Raw genomic sequence first — 20,174 nt, 5'->3', positions numbered from 1 at the left:
TACGTCATGCTGATCCGATAGCTATCGGATTTATTTCAGCATCTATTTTACCAGATAGATTGCTTCGTGCCTCGCAATGAAGATATTTCTCATTACTGGTTCGTGAGACACAAACCTTGGCTATTAGAAATCTATCTAGTCAGATCTCTCCGTTTCACTGCGTTCCAGTCGAGATGACGATTTTTTTTATTGACTTTGCCGAGATGACGTTCCGCTTTTACAATCCTATCGATTCTCTTGTAATGTGATTGGCTTTCAAAATTTCATCAACTTTTACCGGTAAACCCGTTTCTAAAGATTGATCCATGGCCTGCAATAATGCCACAGTGCCAATTCCTTCTTTTAAATCAGGATATGCCGTAAAATTATTGTTGATGCTATCTGCAAAATATTCCAGATAGTTCTGGTATTCCCCGGCGTGATGGCTTTGTCCTTCAAAACGGAAATAGTGCTTTAAAGTAGAATCGCCCCAGGTAATAATCTTTTCTTCGCCGGTTTTGGTTGTAACCGAATAACGCAGTTCGTGGTAATCGGCCTGACTTGCGCCTTCTGTTCCACGGAGAATACAAGTCATACCACTATCGCGACTTGCGGGTTGTGTTGGGCCGGTATAAGCACCGCTAACCCTCGCAATTCTGCCGTCCTTAGCCTTGAAAATAAAGTGCATGGTGTCCTGATTTTTCAGTCCGGCTTTTAAACCATTGCTGCTCAACATACCATAACCCATAACTTCTTCAATATCGGGCATGTACCACCTGATAAAATCTACAGGATGGCTTAAGCCGCCATACAGCCATTTAAATGATTGTTTTAACGACCATCCCTTTTCCAAAAACCAGCGGTGATCGGCATGGTAGTGACTTTCGATAGTGATCAGTTCACCGATTAAACCTGCATCAAAATCTTCCTTCTGACGCATTGCCGGCTCAAAAAAACGAGAACTTTGCCCTACAAAAATCTTTTTTCTTGATTTCCTGGACAGTTCCAGCAACTCATTGGCCTGAGCTAAATCATCAATAAATGGTTTGGTACACACCACATGTTTACCATGTTCAAGCGCCAATTTAATGTGCTCAAAATGTAGATGATCCGGTGTGTAAATCGCGATCATATCGATTTTATCACTGGTCAACATATCTTCGTAATTGGTTGTCCAGTTTTGAAAATCAAATTCTAAAGCCCGTTCTTCGCAAAGTTTTTTGTTGGCATCGCAAATCTGAATCAGTTTAAATTTTCTACTTGCCAATGATGCAGAAATGGTGCTTCTGCCCTCTCCTAAACCTAAAATCCCTAATCTTAACATGATATTATTTTTATAAGCGTTATTGTTTTCCTCCCCCTGCCCCCTCCAAAGGGGGACAATAAGTCCTCTATTCTATTGGTTTAAAAAATACCCAAACTTCTTCGGGTTTTGTTCCTTCAATTCCCTCCTGGTATTTTTTCATTATTGCATTCCATTCGTCCACTTTTGGATTACCCTCAGTGGTTTTTGGATTCAATTCATCTAAACTTTTTCCTTTTGGAATACTAATGATCAGCATTAACTGTCTATCGTTTTTAAAGATGGCCAATCGCTGAAACTCGGCTTTACAGAATCCTTTCGATATTTCCGGCCATTTTTCGAACTGCGTTTTATGGTAAGCGAGATATTCTTTCTGGCGTTTTTCATCCTTCACCAAATTGGCTGATAAAATGATATTGTCCCATTCTGCTACGGCTTTATCGCCACAATTCTTTTCTCTGTTGAAGTCGTAAAACAGATTGTCGTACAATTTAATTTCTGCCGCATCTAAACGTTTTAAAGTTTGTTGCAAACTTTCTACTTTTAAACTTGAAGTATAAATAACCAATCGATTTTTCCATTTATAAATTGAACCTGGCAGGAGGTTATTTTCTTTTGCAAAAGTTTTTAAGGCATTGTTGCCCGGCAGATTACCGGTCTTAAAAACCAATTCTAATACAACAGATTGATCAACAGCCTGATTGATGCCTCTTTTCGAATAATTGGCTTTTTCTTTTAATAAATATTGAAAAGGCTTTTCTAAACCTGCACTTTGTTTGATATGATCGGAAACTTTTGGTCCGTTGCTTTCCCATAAATTGTCTGGTCCGTTGGCATTTTGAAGGTACTTTTCAGTTGGGGTCCAGTTGTTTTTGATGGTAAAATACGAAGAACCTTCATCTGTATAAAGATAGAACCAATGATCAGGCAGGTGCGAATATGGTGCTTTATAAATGCTATCGACTACATTGTTGGTAATGAATGATCCCGGCTGAGCAGATAAGGTATAAATTCCAGCCACATCATACATATGTTTTCCGTAGTGATGGATCTTATTGCCACTGATGGTATTGTTTTCCATCGCGTTTTTCGCTTTTGTCCAGCCCCAACCCATGCTGATGCCCGAATAAGACACCTCGCTAATTTCATTATGCAGAATTTTAATCCCTTTAACATAACCTGCACCTATACCCACTGCGCCCCAATCTTCATTGGTTACATCGCTAATGAGGTTATTCTCGATGGTGTTGTTGGTCGAAATCTCCCTTTGATCTGTGGGATTATATGGTAGGTGTACTTCGGTCGCTTCATCAGAGAAAGTTCCGATTAGAATAGCTGAACCACCAATATCCTTAAATAAATTGCCTTTAATTTCGTTCTCAGCAGTCCCTTTTTTATAATCCAGCCCTGTTGATGCCAGGTGCTCGAACCGGCAAGATTCGAAAGCTGTGTGATTGGCATAACTTACTTCAATTGCAGCCGCGGGGCGGCCCACCCAAGCCTGATTTTCTAGCGTAGGTTTGTCTGGTGTCCCTGCTTTTTCAAGTTTATAAGCATCAAGCATGTACATGCCCGCCTGATGGGGTACATGGCCTTGTTTTGATGGCCTTAACCATGTAGAATGCTCAAATGAAATATTCTTGAAACTCACATAGGAAACCGGTTGATCAATTGTTCCCTCTATTTTAACCAGGTTTTCTAAAGCCGGAGCAATCACTTCAGCGTTTAGCATATTTTCTGATGTTTTTGGCCAATAATAAAGCTTGTGGTTCTGTAAATCTTCAAACCATTCTCCAGGTTCGTTTAAGAACTGAATGGCATTTGTAAGATAAAAAGCAGAATTCCCTGTTTTGTCTGAAATCCATGGTGCCGGCCATGGATGCTCGGATTGAATCCTGCTTTCGGGCTGCATAAAAGAAAGTTCTGCAGCATTACCTACAATTTTAACAGATTTTACACGAAGATTTGCAATGGCCCACCATTGATGAATCAGCATTTCTATTCCTTTAATATTGGCTAAATTGATGTTTTTTTGAAGTGGAATTTTACAGGTTTGTTTTTCGCTATCCCATGATAAAATCCTCTCCATTTCATCACCATTGTAGTTTTTTGCACGAACGGCCTTATTGCCATTTACCCATAACTGCCTGAAATGCAGATTTCTTCCGTCTAGATTTGGAATATCAGCTACCCAAACCTTGCCGATAGATTCTTTTGGCAGACCAGCAACTGTTTGATTTAACTTTTTCCAGTTTTTGATTTGAACGCCTCCGCTTAAAATAACTTTTTCGTTAGGTGCGGAAATAATTGTTGTCGGACTGTCTTTTGTACCAGAATCTTCAGGTCGAAGAACTACGGCTTCGTGTAATTGATAAAAACCTTTGCTGATAATAATCCTGATTCCGCCTTTAACTGAAATATCATTTAAACGCCTCAATTCGCGGGCTTTTCTGATGGCTGAATGCAGCGTGGCTAATGGTTTTTCCTTGGTTCCTACATTAGTGTCAGAGCCATTTGTGGATACGTAAATATCTGCTGCATTAACTTTATAACACAATAATGATAAAAAAATCAGCAGACTAATGAATGGTTTAATTTGTTTGGTTCTTGGAGACACGAACCAAGGCATGGGGACACCGTCACAGTACATGTCTCCACGTACCAATAGATTGTAAAAACCATAAAATTTTCTCAAAAAGTATTTCATTGTATTTATACTATTTCGGTTGAAAAACAGATTTCAGGTAGCTGGTATTGGCGCTGAAATTATATTTTACATTTGTTGGCTGTTTGGCATCCCGGCTTCTTTCTACCACTAACCAACCACTCCAGCCCATATCATCTAAAGTTTCTTTAACTCTATTCAAATCAATTTTAGGATCGTTTTGTAACCAAACGCCATCCTCGTTTGTGGCATGGATTTGAATAATATTCTTTTTACCTAAAATTCTCAGCTCTTCATGTAAATCTCTTCCATTTTTGATGGCATTCGAGAAATTGAAGTAACTTTTAACATGCTTGCAATCAATATCTTTTAAGAGTTGTAATTCGCCTTTTGCATCTAAAGCACTTTCAATTCCGATGGTAATTCCCGCTTTTGAGGCCATTTTTCCGGCAACTTTTAATCTTTCTACAATAGGTTCGCGCAGTTCGGGGTTTTTAACTAAATCGCCCTGAATACCCAATGGCAGAAATATCACTTTAATATGCATCGCTTTAGCAGTATCTAAACAATCCCGGATCATTTTCTGATAAGTGGGTCGCTTGGCAAATGATTGCGCATAAAACCCGGTCATCGCCAATGAGCAGAACTCCAAATTCAGTTCTTTGGCTTTATCCAAATATTCCTGCCTGATTTTTGGGTCTGCTAGTTTATTTTCAAATGTTTCCCGATCGCCCAAACCACCCATGTCTATTTCCAGTCCGTCAGCACCAATTTCCTTCGCGAGTGGCAAAGCACTGATTTTCTGACGTTTTAAGATCATTAAATCAATTACTGCAATCTTATACCTGATCTTTTTCTCTGCTGCCAAAAGCAATTGATTGGGAATCATTAAAGCACCTGTTAGCAATGCCACATGACCGATAAAAGACCTTCTGTTCTGATACTCCATATCTATTATTTGCTTGTGCTTAAGGGAAATAATTTTTCCAGATTTTCAAATCCCATCATTGCATTTTTAGGTAATCTTTCGCCTTTATCGCCAAAAACATAGAGGGCGTTTTCCTTTTCGATGGTTACTTTACTTTCGTCGTATTTACCTGTTTTGGCTTTAACTGCAGTACCATTTAGTTTGAAGTTTTTGATCAGGAAATCGTAAAGTGCAATACGTTTATTAATGCCAAAATCATGTTTTTCATCAGGAAGGTTAACATTTTCGACCTTATCTTTCACACCATAATAACTGTACATTTTTTGGAGGTAAGGAAAATCGTGTTCGGGTGTGTGTGCCGTCCAGTCGCTACCATCTGACACCAATAACTGGGGACGAGGTGCTGCCATTGCAGCCAGTTCTACATTATCAGTTCCGCTGCCACATTGATGGATTGGCATTCCGCTTTCGCAAGGACAGCCACCATAAAAGTAAGATGACATCGCTACTACTGGCGCACTTAGCTTAATCCTGTCATCCATGGCGGTCATTAAAATGGAATGACTTCCTGCACCCGAACCCCCACTGATGCCAATTCTGGCTGTGTCGGTTTCTTTTAACACACTGAAGTAGTCTAAAATCCTGATTCCTCCCAAAGTCTGAACGGTTTGCGCCAAGCTTTTACGGTGATCTTCATATTTAAACTGGAGCATCGATTCGCCCCAGGCAAATAAATCGTAGCTAAAAGCCATGGCACCCATTCTGGCAATCATTGCACAGCGGATCTGGCAATCAGGTCTGTAACGCTGCTTTTCCCAGTGCCCGTCTGGACTTAAAACCAATGGGATTTTTCCTTTAAAATTTAAGGGTTTATATAGTGAGCCATTAATCCAAACCCCAGGTAAAATTTCCAATGCAATGTTTTCTACCGAATAACCATCAAAAATTCTTTTCGCCGTGATAATCGGTTTTGAATTTGGTTTGGGGGGCAATGGCGATAACAATAAGGCTTGGTATAACTCGGGCTTTATTTGTGCCTTACGTTTTTCCCAACTGGCCCGATCGTGGTATTTTGTTGCCAAGCTATCCAGATAGGCCCACCCATCCTCAACTTCCCAACGGTAATATTCGTATTCTTTCAATTTGTAAACACCTGGTTTTTCTTTGTTTACTTTCATATCCAAAGGGGCAAGCACATTCGCAATTGTTTCATCAACGTTTGCACGGAAACGCCATTCTGCATAATTCACCCATTTATCTTTTACCTGTGGTTCGGAGTATTTGATTTGAACTTTAAAGCGTGTTTGAATCTCTTTGAGCACATCTACCAATGGCTTTTTATAGAAGTTATCGGTGTTTTGGATTTGGGCAAAAGTTGATAAAGAGATAATTGTGAAAAAAAATAGTGCCGTTAAACTCATTCTATTACTAATCGACCGTCCGTCATCTCGACTGTAGCGCAGTCCCGAACTTTCGGGAGAGAGATCTATTACAGATTTAGCTTCGCTGAGCACTACGTGGTTCTCGACTACGTTGCACTCCGCTCGAAATGACGATTTTTTTATGTTTCTCATGGTTCCTCGTTTTTAGTTTCGCCAATTACCGGAGCTGTATAACCTTTCAGTTTCGGCCAAATACCATTTTTTATTTTCTTCAATTTTAGCTTCGAAGGATCAACCACAACATGTTTAATTTTCTCTCTTCTCCATGTATAAATGAAATGTAACATGCCATCAGAAGTTTGAATCACCGCAGGGTAAGAATACTGGCTGATGGGCGAATCTTCCAGAATCAATGCAGCTGACCATTTCTTTCCATCTTTGGAAATGGAAACATTTAACGGGGTACGTGGTCCTTTGGCTAAATCGCCTGGAGGCAAAACATGGTTATAAACCAATACATGGCGGCCATCTTTCATGGTTACAGCATCTGTACCGGAGTTATTATTGGGTATTGATGTTTTGGTTAATGCCGACCAGGTTTCGCCGTTATCTTCAGACCAGGATGTTACAATGGCTCGATTTGCTGTTCTGGCCAATAGCTGCAATTTTTCATTTCCATGTTGTAAAATGCTCGGTTGAATGGCTTTGATCCCGTTTTCTGCCAATGGACCCACAGTTCTCCAGGTTTTACCATTATCTTTGGTCACCTCAAAGTGAATTTTCCAACCATCGCCTTCTTTGCTTGATGGTGCAAAAAGGTTTCCATTGCTTAACAAAACAGGTTTATTTTTTACAGGACCAATATAACCATCGGGCAACTTTGTAGCATCCGACCAGGTTTTACCGCCATCTTTTGAGGTTCTCATCATGCCCCACCATTCTGATGGTTTTGGCCCGATTTTATAAAACAACAGTAAATCTCCGCCAGGAACCTGATACAAAACGGGATTCCATGTAGGTAATCTTTTACCATCAGGTTGGATACCGTTAGCAGCCGAAACCGGTGGCAGCCATTTGCCATCCACAAAACGACTGATGTAGATTTCTACATCGGGATTCCGTTCTTTTGTGCCACCAAAAAATGAAGCGACTAAACCCGTTGGCGTTTCTGCGATTGTTGCAGAGTGGCAGGATGGGAATGGAGCTTTATCGTAAAGAAATTCTTGTTTTACGATTCCCTTTTGCCATTTTTCTACTTGAGCATTGGCACTAAGTGTTACTGCTAAAATAAGTCCTATTGTGGTGTATATTTTTTTTGATATCATAATTCTTTCTCTTCGAGGTTGATTACACAGATTATTTGATTTCACCGATTTGATTTTTACATCCAAAACTGAAAACTTCAAACGGTGAACTGCCTACTGCTTTTGTTTTGCTGCTTTCTCTTCTTTTATTTTTTTGGTATACGCACTATAAAGCGCTCTCCAGCTGCGACCGTTATTATTCAGCATCTGCTCTGATTTCGTTTTGTAAATTTCGAAAATGGCCGAAATCTGTTTCATGTTTTTATAATCGACAGCCTGTTCCCTGGCCTGTTTCAAAAAAGCTAAAATCTTCAATTCCTCGTCAGCAGTTAAATCCGGAACAATTGCTTTGTAACCTTTCATCGTGAATTCAACCTTTCCGATGGTGTATTTGTCTAAAATGGTTTCTACCTGCTCTGGTGTTAAATTCTTTTTCAATCCATCCATAAGCGATTGATGAACCGTTGGCGGCATAGCAGAATCAGCAATAATCTGTTTGTCTAAATCACTTAGTTTATTGCCGGTAACCGGGTTTATTCCATCAGGAACGGTTGATGATGGATGATCGTTATGCCAATCTTTAATGGTCGTTAAATGAACTGCAATTACATTTTCGACAGCAGACTTTTTTGCTGCGTCGGTTAAATTTAGTGCTGAGGTCCATTCTTTGGCCTTTGTCAGGATTTCTTCTGGTACAACAATATCTTTGGTTTGACCGAATGCATTTACTGAAGTGATCAGTAAGGTTATCAGCATAAATGTTTTAAAAAACTTTCTCATAATTTAATATTGTTATGTAATCCAATTTCACTTTTAGTTTCCGTCATTGCGAGGCACGAAGCAATCCTAATGCTATCGCTACCGTTGTAAGATTGCTTCGTGCCTCGCAATGACGATGAGGCGCCAGGGTCTGTGTTCCAATAGGCCATCTATTTCCGCTCCACTACAAAAGCATAATCGCCAGAGCCAAGCTCATAAACTGCCCTGTTATTATCCATTTTTACAAATTTTAAATCCTTTATTGACTTAATTTTTTCTGAAACTTCATTTTTATTATTTGCAGGAATGTAAACCAACGCCCTTGTATTTGCTGGGATGGTAATGTTCCAGTTAAATTGATTAGCCGTTTTATTATAACTGCTTTTGATTAGCCCATAAACCGAATTGTAACTGGCATTTACCGAGTTTAAACCATTAATCATTTCAGGTTTCATGATGATCTTTTTAAAAGCAGCCTCTTCAGATTTTATACCAGCCAGGTTTTCGTAATACCAAATAAGCAGATCGCCAAGCATCATCACATGGTTCTGCGAATTCATTTTCGGATCGGCCGTATTGCCATTCCACAGTTCCCATATCGTTGTTGCACCATTATCAACCATATAACCCCAGCTCGGATAAGATTTTTGCGTAGCCACCGTATAAGCTAAATCTGGCCGGCCATAATCGTTTAAACAGCGCATTAACCACTGAATACCCACTAAACCATTGCTTAAATGGCCTTTATTGGTCACTTCAACAGTATGAGTAATATTCTTGAAAACCTGATCTATTTTGTTCTGTGGAACCATTCCGAAATAAAGTGGAATAATGTTATCAGTTAGTGCATTAGAGGCATAATAACCTTTATCGTTATAATATTTCTGATTAAAAGCTTCCTTGATTTTATTTCCCAAAAGTTCATATGCTTTTACATCTTCATCGCTGCCACTTACCTTAGCAAATTGTATCATCAACTGTGTAAAGTGATAATAATAAGCCGTTGAGATTAATTCGGAAGGATACTTTTTGTCCGCACTTTTACCACGGCCAAACTCGATGGTAATGGGGGGCATACACCAATCGCCGTAACTATCTTTAGTTAAAATATAATCTTTCATATAGCGGTCTTGCATATAAGCCAACCACTTTTTCATTGCGGGGTAATTATCCCGAACGGCAGAAACATCGCCAGTTTGTTTGTACAGCATTTCGGTCACCAAAAGCATTGCCCCCGGCCAGGTCATGTTATCGCTGTAGTACCGCCAAAAGGCAGGTGCCACATCAGGAATAGCGCCATCCTCTTTCTGCGAATTTCTGATGTCCTGCAACCATTTGGTATAAAAGCGTCCGTTATCAAAAAGAAAACTTTCTCCGTAAGCCACAGCGCCCCTATCTCCTAACCATGGCATCCGCTCGTTGCGTTGAGGGCAATCAACCGGAATCCCCTTGTAACTTCCGGCAATCCCCCACCAGGCATTTTTGAAGAGCTGATTGGTTAAAGCATCTGAAGTTTCGAACGTTCCGGCCGTTTTAATGTTATCGTAGATCATTTTGCCAACAAAATCATTCACTGATGGTTGGTAAGTATACCCTGAAAGTTCTACATACCTAAATCCGCGGTAAGCAAAAGTGGGTTCCCATGTTTCTAATTCGCCTCCTTTTAATGTGTATAAATCGGTACATTTCGCATTGCGAAGGTTAGCCGTAAAAAGTTCACCATTATTTTGAAGTGATTCTGCAAAACGCATTTTGATTTGTTTGCCCTTTACACCTTTTACCTTGATCTGCAGCCAACCCACCATGTTTTGACCCATATCTAAAATATACCGGCCACCCGAAAGTTTAGTGATTGAAACGGGTTTAAGCGTATTCATCACCTTCATGTTTTCATTCATCTGGGCTTCAATGGTTCCTGTTGGTTCTTGTACAAATTCCGCTTTTGTCCACTTGCTATCGTCAAAACCTACCTTATTCCAGCCTGCTGATTCCTTTGTTGCATCGTATTCTTCGCCATCATATTCGTTATTGGTTCTGATAGGCCCATCTGCTGTGCCTTTCCAGCTATCGTCGGTATCAATATTTGCTGTTGTTCCATCGGCGTAAACGATGTTGATGTTCATCAGCATTTTCGGAAAACCAAACGTTTTAATTTTATAAGGTTTTTCATTTTGGCGCATGGCGAAGAAACGCCCGTTTCCGAGTATCGTGCCAACCGCATTTTTACCATGCTGAAGGTAACTGGTTACATCGTAAGTGTTAGATTTTACGTTTTTAGTATAATCTGTTGGTGATGGAGATAAAACATCATTTCCAACTTTTTTTCCGTTGATAAACAACTCGTATAAACCTAAACCAACGATCGATGCCGTAGCAGATTTGATTTCTTTCGTACTTTGAAACTCTTTTCTGAAATACCTGGCTGATAAACGAGAATCGGTTTTAATATTATCCCATGGGAAAGCCCTATCAAAACCAATCCAGCCTTTCGGCCAATCTTTGTAATAAAGTAAACCCATCGAAAAATAGTTGTTAGCCGACCATTCGCTTTGACCCACATTAGTCCACACTTTGACTTTCCAATAGACTTTCGTCCGGCTTTTAAGCACTTTTCCGTTGTAGGCTATATGAATAGATTCTTGTGAGTTGATCTTTCCTGAGTCCCATAAATCGCCCTCATTGGCACTTAATTTCTCGAATGAAGAAGACACCAGCACCTGATAAGCAGTTTGCATTACATTTCTTTCATTTGAGATAATTTGCCATGCCAACCGGGGTTTCAAAACATCAATACCCAGAGGATTCACGAGCATTTCGCAGGTTGTATTTTGCAACGAGACCTGTGCCATCACTTTGGAAAAGGATAGGAACCAAATGCTGATGATCGCGATGTAGATTTTAATGTTCATTCTATTTTCTTTAAAGATCAATTCGTCATTGCGAAGCTGGACTTGCGCGAGCTGAAGCAATCTTTTTTGCTAAGGTTATTGTTTTCTATAATTCCTTTATTGAGATTGCTTCGTCGTGCCTCCTCGCAATGACGATGTATTGGTTGAAAAATCAAAATACAAGGTCATATTTAATGCCCTGCTTGGGGCTTTATCAAAATCGTAATAAATATTCTTCATTCCCATTGGTCCGGTTGTTTCTGGTTTTTGAGTTTTTGTGCCAATTGCCGAAATTGCATTCATAAATGAAATTTCACCATTAGGAAATGTCGGACTCATGTTGTCATATTCTGTATCTTTCGATTTTTTTGGTGTAAATAGTCTTAAAAACACATCTTCTCTATCTGTAACTACCTTAAACGATTGCTGTTTGCCAAGAAACTCGCACCAATACATATTTGAATAATAACCTTTAAACTCGGGGTATTGCCAAGGTGCTTCACCAGTTGCTGAGTTATTATAATCCTTTTTCCAAACGCCAAATCGAGTACCTTTCATTCGGTTTTTCCAAACGCGGTATGGTCCATTTCCTTTATATTCAACAGCTTTAATTTCTGATTCAGGATAAGAAAAGTTTAGTCCTACGAAGGTGGTAAAGTAATCTGACGGAAAATATTTCACTTCCATTTTTAGCCAGCCTGATGGATAAATTGTCCATTGTAAAGTATTCCAACTTTCTTTTTTATCATATTTGGATGAAATCACTAAATTTTCACCATCCATTTTTTGAGTAAAACCCTTAAAGTTATTTACACCCTCTTGCAAAATCGGACCGTTCGAAAACGGAATGATACCTTTGGTATTTTTTGCCTGCTGCAACAAACCTGATGTTTTATCGAAAGTTAAATCAATGCCATTAGCCGAAACCTGATAGACTTTCGTATCCTCTTTAATAGTTACCTTTGACAAACCTGTTTTTACAACAATCTTCTCTGCATCATCTTTAGGCAGTGTTATCGGGAAACTCCAGGTAAACAATTCCTCACCATTGGGTGCATTTGCTGTAAGATAAAGTGCATCAAAGCTCCTCCAGTCGCCTGGAAGATTAACTTGTAATTTTCCTTTTTCGAAAGGCTTGATGTTTGGTGCAACGGCTTTACCGGATTTGAACTCTGTATCATCGCCGGCTTTTAACTTCTTCAATTTCCAATTAAAAGTACATTGATTGAGATTGGTAAATGCATAACGGTTTTCCAATAAGAAAGAACCATCAAAACCAGCTGTCATTTCTCTTTTCTCTACAAAAACGGGACTCCATACTTCTTTAATGGTAAAAAAACTTCCTTCTTTTTCGTGATATGGGCCAACAATTCCGTCAGGACCATGATTTCCATCGGTATCTAATTCGCTGTTTTTATCGGTGCGAACCACAGCCTGATCAGCAAAATCCCACAGGAAACCACCTGCAGAAAGTGGATTGTTCCACATCGCATTCCAGTAATCTTCAATGCCTGCACCATGACCTCCATCCCACATGCCATGCAGAAATTCGGTTGGCATTAGAATGTTATGACCATGATCGTAATTGCCGATTCCGTAGTTAAATTCGCGGTAATGTGTGGTTTCGAAACCTCCAAAAACTTCCCAAGGGTGGATTAACGGACGTTTTTGTATATCTTCTTCAGCAAAAAGATGATCAAGTTCGCGGTTATGTCCGCCTTCATTACCATTTGCCCAAAATATAATCGATGGATGATTTTCATCATTCAACATCATTTCTTTCATCAATTTTGTTCCCGTAGGCTTATCATAAGTGCCATGCCAGCCGGCCAGTTCATCCATAACGAATAAGCCGAGCGAATCGCAAACATCAAGAAAATGGCCGTCTGGCGGATAATGCGACATCCGAACGGCATTCATGTTCATTTCTTTCATTAACAGTACATCGGCAATACTGATTTTTTTACTGGTAGTACGGCCTGATGATGGATAAAAAGAGTGACGATTTACACCTTTGAATTTCATTTTCACTCCGTTTACATATACACCATCACGTTCTTTTACTTCAATTGTCCTAAAACCAATCATTTTAGAAAGCTGATGAATCTCTTTACCATTTTTAACTAAAGTGAATGTTGCAGTGTAAAGATTTGGAAATTCTGACGACCATAATGCTGGATTTGAAAACTGATGGTGCATCTGTATGCTTTTACTTCCTTTTTTTATTGAAGTCGTAAATCTTTCACCGAATCTTTTTCCATCTTTTCCTAAAAGTTCTACTTCAAGCTTATCCGCATCACCTGCATAATTCAATTGAGTATTTAAATGGCCATCAGCTTTAGCATCTATCTGAATTCGATCGATATGAGTTAAAGGCAAAGATTCAAGATAAACTGGTCTGAAAATACCACCAAAAATCCAGAAATCGGCTTTCCGTTCAGCCTCGTTAACAGATTGATTAGCTGAATGTTTAGATACCTTTACTTCAAGCAAATTATCGCTACCAAGTTTTACCAATTTAGAAATATCGTATCTAAACACATAAAACGAACCCTGATGTGTTTCTCCGGCAGATTTTCCGTTGATTTTAACCTCGGTATCTGTCATCGATCCCTCAAAAACAATATTGATTTTTTGGTTTTTCCAACCTGTAGGAACCTTAAAAGTATATTTATAAAGTCCTTGTTCTTTGCCTTTATTTTCCTCTTTGTTGAAACCGTAGTTATATTTCCCAAAACCTTGCAATTCCCAGTTTGAAGGCACGGGAATAGTGGTCCACTTCCCCGAATTTGCGCCAGCTGTACAGAAGAAATCCCAGTTAACGGTATTGTCGTTCCCAGTTCCCGAGAGGTATAATTTCTCCGTTTGCTGTGCTCTTAGGGAGCAAAACGTGGTTATTAAACACAAGAAAAGTATAAATCTGCGTTTCATTAATTGGTTTTAAATGATTTGATTAATGGATTATCGGTTCTAAAAGGCAATGCTGGCAAACCGTAACAGTTAAAATTTCCTGTTGGATTTTCTGTCCAGTTATAGCGAACCACAGTTGGTTCGGCAATTTCGTTTGAAGAAACCACCACTTTATCGTCTTTTACAATAGCTTCAGCATTTACGAATTTACCGTCTTTCCCCGCGATTGCAAATCCTAAAATAGGTTTATTGTTTAATTCCAGGTATGTAAAATGGAGCAATGCTTTTCCTTTTTTAAAGGATGCAGACTGGTAAATCGGCCCAGAAAAAGGTATATCTTTGTTGTATGTTTTTGCTAGTGCCAAAAGCGATAATCTTCTACCTACTTCCCACTTATAAGTTGGATGTAAATCTCCCCCATTATCGTTCAAATCTGATGTAGAAATCATCCCCGTATTGGGCAAACGCAATAGCTGTTGTTGCGCCTCCCAAAAAGTTGGTTCCGTTTCGGCAGTTAATACAACCTTATCGCTTTTTTGTTTACTATAATCGAATGGTGTAATCTGAACATAATAAAACGGCAGATCCTTTTCTTTCCAGGCTTTTCTCCAGCTATTGATCAATACTTTCATTTTATAAGCGTAGCTGATTTTCTCGTTCAAAAAACAGTTTGTTTCGCCCTGATACCAAAGAAAACCGCGGATTTTAAATTGAGTTAAAGGTTCGATCATGGTCGGATAAAATTTACCAGGATCGTTACCCACTTTTTGGTTTTTGAAGTAATCCTCTTCTGCAAATGCATTTTCTGAAATCCACGGTTCAATGGCGCTGCCTGGAATGGCCGAAGAGATCATGCCGACAGGAATACCTAATTTTTGCTGAATTTCTTTCGCGAAGAAATAACCTACAGCGGAGAAAGCACGTAAAGCGGAATCTTGTGCTACACTCCAGCTTTTATGGATCGAATCGGGTTTGATCAAAGTTTTGCGGTTAACCAGGAAAATCCTGATCTGATTATTGTGTGCTTTTGCAACCTCGTCAGATGGAAAACCCAAGTTTTCATTTTTTGGTTTCGGAATTTTGGCCAGTTTGCGCATCGCATATTCCATATTCGATTGACCTGAACATACCCAAACCTCGCCTACCAGGATATTGGTAAGTTCGATTTTATTTGAGCCATTAATAGACATCGTTTGGGGCTTTGAAGATGTTTTGAGTGGAGCTAAAACAACAAGCCAATTTCCATCTTTATCGGTTATTGTTTGTTTTTTTTGTCCGGCAAAAGCGACTTCAACTTTCTCATCCGGAGATGCAAAACCCCAAATATTGATGGGTTTATCCCGTTGCAATACCATATTGCTCGATAAGATTTGAGGCAAAAGGATTTTTGCATTGGCGGAGAAGGGACATAACGATAAGAGAATAATTACTATCGTCATTTCGAGCGAAGTGCAGCGCAGTCGAGAAATCTGTTTAACTTGGTTCAAAGATTCCTCCACTGCGGTCGGAATGACGCACAGGAAAGATTGCTTCGTCGTGCCTCCTCGCAATGACGCCATAAAAGGAAACGAGGGGAAAACTGAAAACTTCAAACTGAAAACTGCCAACTGTCTCAAAATCCCTCCGTTTTTAAATATTTAATCGAATAAACAGCTTCCTTTTTCTCTGATTCTCCAGCATTTTTTAGATCATAGGTTTGATCGGCAGGTGTATCTACATCAGGAAAACGACGCACATCGCCGGTGCGGAAAACAATTCTGGAAACATCGGCAACAGGCTGAAAGGCCAAACTGGTTAATGCATCTTTTCCGTTGACAGTAATGGTGTAAAATCGGGTAAATGCATCTAATTTTAGTTTGATGTCGTAATTTTTCCCTGCCTCATATTTCATGAAGTTTTTATATCGTGCACCAGCTTTTGCACTTAAGATTCCTGCAGTATCAAAAGTTAACCGAACGGTAGCAGCTCCTTTAGCATCCTGCAATTCGATTTCCAGTAAACCAAAATCACTTTGCTTTGGCGTAACCGAAAACGAAGCCATGATTTTTCTGGATGCCGGAAACAATCTTTCGGCTTTCGCATAGTCGAATGGATCTTTATCTTTCAATACCAAAGTTCCATTGTTAACCGTTACTGGCGCCCAAAGCGGACTATAGATATTCCACATTTCGAGTGCCTTATCAGTCGGCATTTTACTAAAATCGTCATTTACATGTTGGGTTGCTTTATCATTAACGGGTACCGGAACCGAAGAAACCCAGATGTCTTCTTTATTCATGCTGTAGGTTACCCATAATTTTCCGTCGGCAGGTTTTCCGTTCCCTTCTTCAATACCACGAACATACTGCGGACCGTAAGACTTGTAATTGCCTCCATAACGCATGGGCGTAATTTCTCCATTTACTAATAAAAGGTTGGTATAATCTAAACCGTTTTTGCTTGTTGAAATGGCTAAAGGCCAGCGGTATTCAGATGGATTATAAACCGTCGCGTAGTTACCGTCAGCAGTTTTTTGACCCCATATTTTGGCATTACTGTTTACAAAACCTGGTGCACGCGACGCGTTTTCAGGCCAACTTTTACCGTTATCATTGCTGATTGCTGTTAAGGCATTTTTCCATAAACCTACCACTCTTCCATCAGGTAAATGATAGTAGCTGAAGGCTTTATATTGTTTCTGCAAAGTAATTAATGGGTCTTTTCTATCCGCTTCTTCATTCCACTGTTGTGTCATTAACTTATTTGATAACAATTCATTACAGGCTTCAATAAAAGCTTTACTTTTGCTTTTGGTGTATAACGGATATTTGGTGTTTTTCTCCGAGTAACCTGGATTGTAATGGATGAAATAAATTGGACCATATTTTCCATCTGGCTGAATTTCTCTTACTGCCCTGCCAATTCCATGGCCATCGTTCGGATCGTCTTTCGCGTCAAAACTGATTGCGTAAAAACCCAAAACCAGGAATACATTCTTAGTGGAAACATAAAAGCCCATGCGTTGATGCATTACTGCGTCTAAATCTTTCGCTACATCAGTTCTACCCTCTTTTGTGGTTCCATCAGGAATGCGGTAGATTGGAAATACCACTTCTGGTTTCGTCCAGTTGTAGCCATCTTTTGAAGACTGTAATAATGTTTGCCCTGGCGGGATGCTCTCGCCCACTTTATCGCTTAAATATTCGATATAAAATTTATTGTTCCAATAAGCCAGCATCGGCGCATGGTTGTAGGTCCAGCCAAAGTTTTCGGCCAGTTCAGGCTGTTCCCTATTCGCACGAAAAGTTTGGATACTGTGTACGCCCATCACTGGCGAAAGCTGCCCATGATGATAATCTGCGTTAACTAAGGTTTTACCGGTATAGCGCACTGTATCCTGCGCCTGCGAGTTTTGTACTGCAAGTGCTAATGTTAGGCTTAAACAAAGTATTTTAAATATTTTCATGTTATTCTATTCTTTCCTTTCGTTCGTCACTCTGAATTTATTTCAGAGTCTTTCCCAATAGATGCTGAAACAAGTTCAGCATGACGACCGTATTAAAAACCTATCTACCATTCTTCAATCTTTCAATCAATTTCCTTTTCACTTTTATAATTGTTCCGTGTTTATGCCCTTCAGGAATTGAAACCTCGGCAGTTACATCCTTAAAAGATTTAAAATCGGCTGTTTTGTAAGCTGAATAAATCTTTTGTCCGTAGGCATCGAAATAGATCAGCCAGTCATTTTTTACTTTTACCACAGTTGGTCCCTCCGTTAATTTCGGACTAAAAGTTTCAGAAACCTTTTCATAAGGGCCTAAGGCATCCTTTGCAAACGCAACTTTTAAATTCCTATTCGGACGCGTATTATCTTTTAAAACCAGCACATAATCTTTGGTCGTCCGTTTTACAATAACCGCATCGATTACACTAAAACCAGGATCGAGAAATAGTTTTGGTTTTGAGAAACTCTCAAAATCTTTGGTTGTAATACTATACATCCGGTGGTTATTCTCCTCTTCTTCTATTCCTTTAGCAAAGCGATATGGTATGGTTGAGGCCCAGATGATTACATATTCTTTTTTCTCGTTATCGTAAAAGATTTCCGGTGCCCACACATTTACGGTTTTTGGCTCACTTTCCATTACCGGAAGAAACTTTTGCTCACTCCAGTTGATCAGGTTCTTAGAACTTGCGTAACCAAAACCTTTATCGCCTTTCCAGCTACAGGTCCATACCAAATGGAAGGTTCCATCCGGGCCTTGAACGATTGATGGATCGCGTAAAACTTTCTGCGTTCCGACTGCCGGTTTTAAGAAAGTTTTATTTAAATCCGTCCAATGGTAAGCATCATAACTGTACAAAAGCCTCAATCCTTCGTTTGCAGGCTCATGGAAGGAGGTAAATAAATAGGCTTGTTTTGAACAGGAACTTAATCCGCACAGCAGCAGGCCAATTATAGCTAAGCGAAATGATGATATAGAATTGGGTTTAAACACAGTTATCTTTAATTATTTCTTTTTTTGCAATTGTCAGTCTGAGCGTAGTCGAAGACCTTTTCTGTAATTTTTTAAAAAGATTGTCCTTCGACTACGCTCAGGATGACATCTTTTTAACTCTCGCAATAGATTTCTCCATTTCGCTGTGCTTCAGTCGAAATGACGACTTATTTACTATATCTCCTCCAACACTAATACCCAATCATTACCATTTGCAGGCTCACCTGGTGGGTTAAACTCTTTTATTCCTTTATTTTCAAATTCTCCAATTGGGGTGATTTTCCCTGTTCTTGGATCAAACCATGATGCTTTTACTTCGTCGCCATCAATTTTACCTAGCTGCACACTGAAATTGCGCCCTGTATAAGTGTAAAGCAATGCAAATTCTTCACCTCTTGTGGCAAGAATCCGATCGTACTTTTCGCCGTTTTTACCTGCTACCAAAGTCTGATCAGGCACACGGTCGAAATAAGAATGAGAAAGCATTAAATCTTTTAAGTATTGCATCTGTTTAGCGCCTGGGGCATTAATTGCAGTGATCCACTGGTCTTTCGGACCATAAGCAGGTTTTAAATCTGTTTTTTTGTACATCTGCATCACCGAATTATGACCATAGGTATAGCCAAAAGCACCAGCAAAAACCGACCAGTAACCATATCTCCTCACATCACTGTCTGTCCAGCGTGGTTGAGTGGTATCGTGTAAACCCTGAGGAATATCTTCGTACGAAGGCTCACCATCAATGGTTGGTTTGGTAGGTTTTAATTTATAATCGGCTTCGATATATTTCCAGTTATCCTCGCCATAATGCAATTTTTCATTTTTAGAGGTATCCTGATCATAACGGCGATGGCCAGATTGAACCATATCAAAATCGCACCATTTTGCATTTTGAAACCATTGTGAAGAAGCTGTTCTTCCCCTGGGGTGGAAAGTAATTAAATGATTCGGATCGTTTGCCCTTAAAGTTTCGCCAATGGTCTTCCAAACATCGGCACCATCACTACCTTTAATATCACCACCGTTGAGCCAAATGATGTTCCACTTATCTTTATAACGTTTTGCCAGGAACTCAGCATAAGCCTTTGCCTGCGTTTTGTTCACTTTTTTATTTTTGACATTGGTACCCCAAACCGGAACCAGGGCCATATAGAGGCCTTTTTCTGCTGCCTGATCAACGATATAATCTACATGGTCCCAATAATCATAAGCCAAAGAATCTTTTGAGTTATTGCCTGGCGTAAGCATCGGCTTTGATACATCTGCATGTACAACTGAGGAATCGAGGTATTCGTTTCTCGATGGCACATCATGTAATAACATCACCTGAATTACATTAAAACCTTTCTGTTTGCGGTCTTCGAGGTAAGTATTTGCTTCTTCTCTTGTTAACCTGCCAAACAACAACCAGCCGGTATCGCCAAGCCAGAAAAATGGTTTACCATCGCCGGTGGTTAAATATCTGCCATTCTCAGAAACCAGGAGGCTCTTATCGCCAAAATGAGGTTTCTCCTTACAGCCAAAAGCGAGGCAGGAAATCACAGCAAGTAAAAATATTTTGGTTTTAATGTTCATGTG

At 39.6% G+C, this 20,174-nt stretch carries 12 protein-coding genes; all 12 read right to left on the bottom strand.

The window, feature by feature from the left end; all coding sequences use genetic code 11:
* Window positions 1–217: 217 nt before the first annotated feature.
* Window positions 218–1,303: a Gfo/Idh/MocA family protein gene (locus ACN9MR_RS09685; protein ID WP_426329498.1), complete on the bottom strand. Its 1,086-nt coding sequence runs from the start codon at window positions 1,301–1,303 to the stop codon at window positions 218–220.
* 67 nt (window positions 1,304–1,370) lie between these two features.
* Window positions 1,371–3,989 carry an L-rhamnose mutarotase gene (locus tag ACN9MR_RS09680; protein WP_426329497.1) on the bottom strand — a complete coding sequence of 873 codons (2,619 nt, stop codon included), beginning with the start codon at window positions 3,987–3,989 and terminating at the stop codon, window positions 1,371–1,373.
* Window positions 3,990–3,999: 10 nt separating this feature from the next.
* Entirely contained in the window at window positions 4,000–4,896 is an 897-nt protein-coding gene (locus ACN9MR_RS09675) for a sugar phosphate isomerase/epimerase family protein (protein ID WP_426329496.1), read from the bottom strand.
* A 5-nt stretch (window positions 4,897–4,901) separates the two neighbouring features.
* Window positions 4,902–6,449 carry an acetylxylan esterase gene (locus ACN9MR_RS09670; RefSeq protein ID WP_426329495.1) on the bottom strand — a complete coding sequence of 516 codons (1,548 nt, stop codon included), beginning with the start codon at window positions 6,447–6,449 and terminating at the stop codon, window positions 4,902–4,904.
* Window positions 6,446–7,582: a sialidase family protein gene (locus tag ACN9MR_RS09665; RefSeq protein ID WP_426329494.1), complete on the bottom strand. Its 1,137-nt coding sequence runs from the start codon at window positions 7,580–7,582 to the stop codon at window positions 6,446–6,448. The genes ACN9MR_RS09670 and ACN9MR_RS09665 overlap by 4 nt, the downstream gene beginning before the upstream one ends.
* A 93-nt stretch (window positions 7,583–7,675) precedes the next feature.
* Window positions 7,676–8,341, bottom strand: a complete 666-nt coding sequence (locus ACN9MR_RS09660; RefSeq protein WP_426329493.1) for a DUF3826 domain-containing protein — start codon at window positions 8,339–8,341, stop codon at window positions 7,676–7,678.
* A 149-nt stretch (window positions 8,342–8,490) separates the two neighbouring features.
* Window positions 8,491–11,229, bottom strand: a complete 2,739-nt coding sequence (locus ACN9MR_RS09655) for a family 78 glycoside hydrolase catalytic domain (RefSeq protein WP_426329492.1) — start codon at window positions 11,227–11,229, stop codon at window positions 8,491–8,493.
* Between the two features lie 96 nt (window positions 11,230–11,325).
* Window positions 11,326–14,139 (bottom strand): glycoside hydrolase family 2 TIM barrel-domain containing protein, encoded by a 2,814-nt coding sequence (locus tag ACN9MR_RS09650; protein WP_426329491.1) that lies wholly within the window; start codon window positions 14,137–14,139, stop codon window positions 11,326–11,328.
* A complete protein-coding gene (locus ACN9MR_RS09645; RefSeq protein WP_426329490.1) occupies window positions 14,139–15,557 on the bottom strand; it encodes a sialate O-acetylesterase in 1,419 nt (472 codons plus the stop codon). Before ACN9MR_RS09645 ends, ACN9MR_RS09650 begins: the two co-directional genes overlap by 1 nt.
* A gap of 173 nt (window positions 15,558–15,730) precedes the next feature.
* Window positions 15,731–17,563: a six-hairpin glycosidase gene (locus tag ACN9MR_RS09640; RefSeq protein WP_426329489.1), complete on the bottom strand. Its 1,833-nt coding sequence runs from the start codon at window positions 17,561–17,563 to the stop codon at window positions 15,731–15,733.
* Window positions 17,564–17,663: 100 nt separating this feature from the next.
* Complete coding sequence (locus ACN9MR_RS09635; RefSeq protein ID WP_426329488.1) at window positions 17,664–18,596, bottom strand: glycoside hydrolase family 43 protein; 933 nt, start codon at window positions 18,594–18,596, stop codon at window positions 17,664–17,666.
* Between the two features lie 174 nt (window positions 18,597–18,770).
* The gene (locus ACN9MR_RS09630) at window positions 18,771–20,171 is read right to left on the bottom strand and encodes a glycoside hydrolase family 140 protein (RefSeq protein WP_426329487.1); all 1,401 of its coding nucleotides are present in this window, start codon (window positions 20,169–20,171) and stop codon (window positions 18,771–18,773) included.
* Window positions 20,172–20,174 lie beyond the last annotated feature (3 nt).

The sequence above is a fragment of the Pedobacter sp. R-06 genome (assembly GCF_049913135.1).
Lineage (GTDB): Bacteria > Bacteroidota > Bacteroidia > Sphingobacteriales > Sphingobacteriaceae > Pedobacter.
The sequence above is the reverse complement of the archived record's forward strand: the minus strand, read 5'-3'. Positions and strand labels throughout refer to the sequence as shown.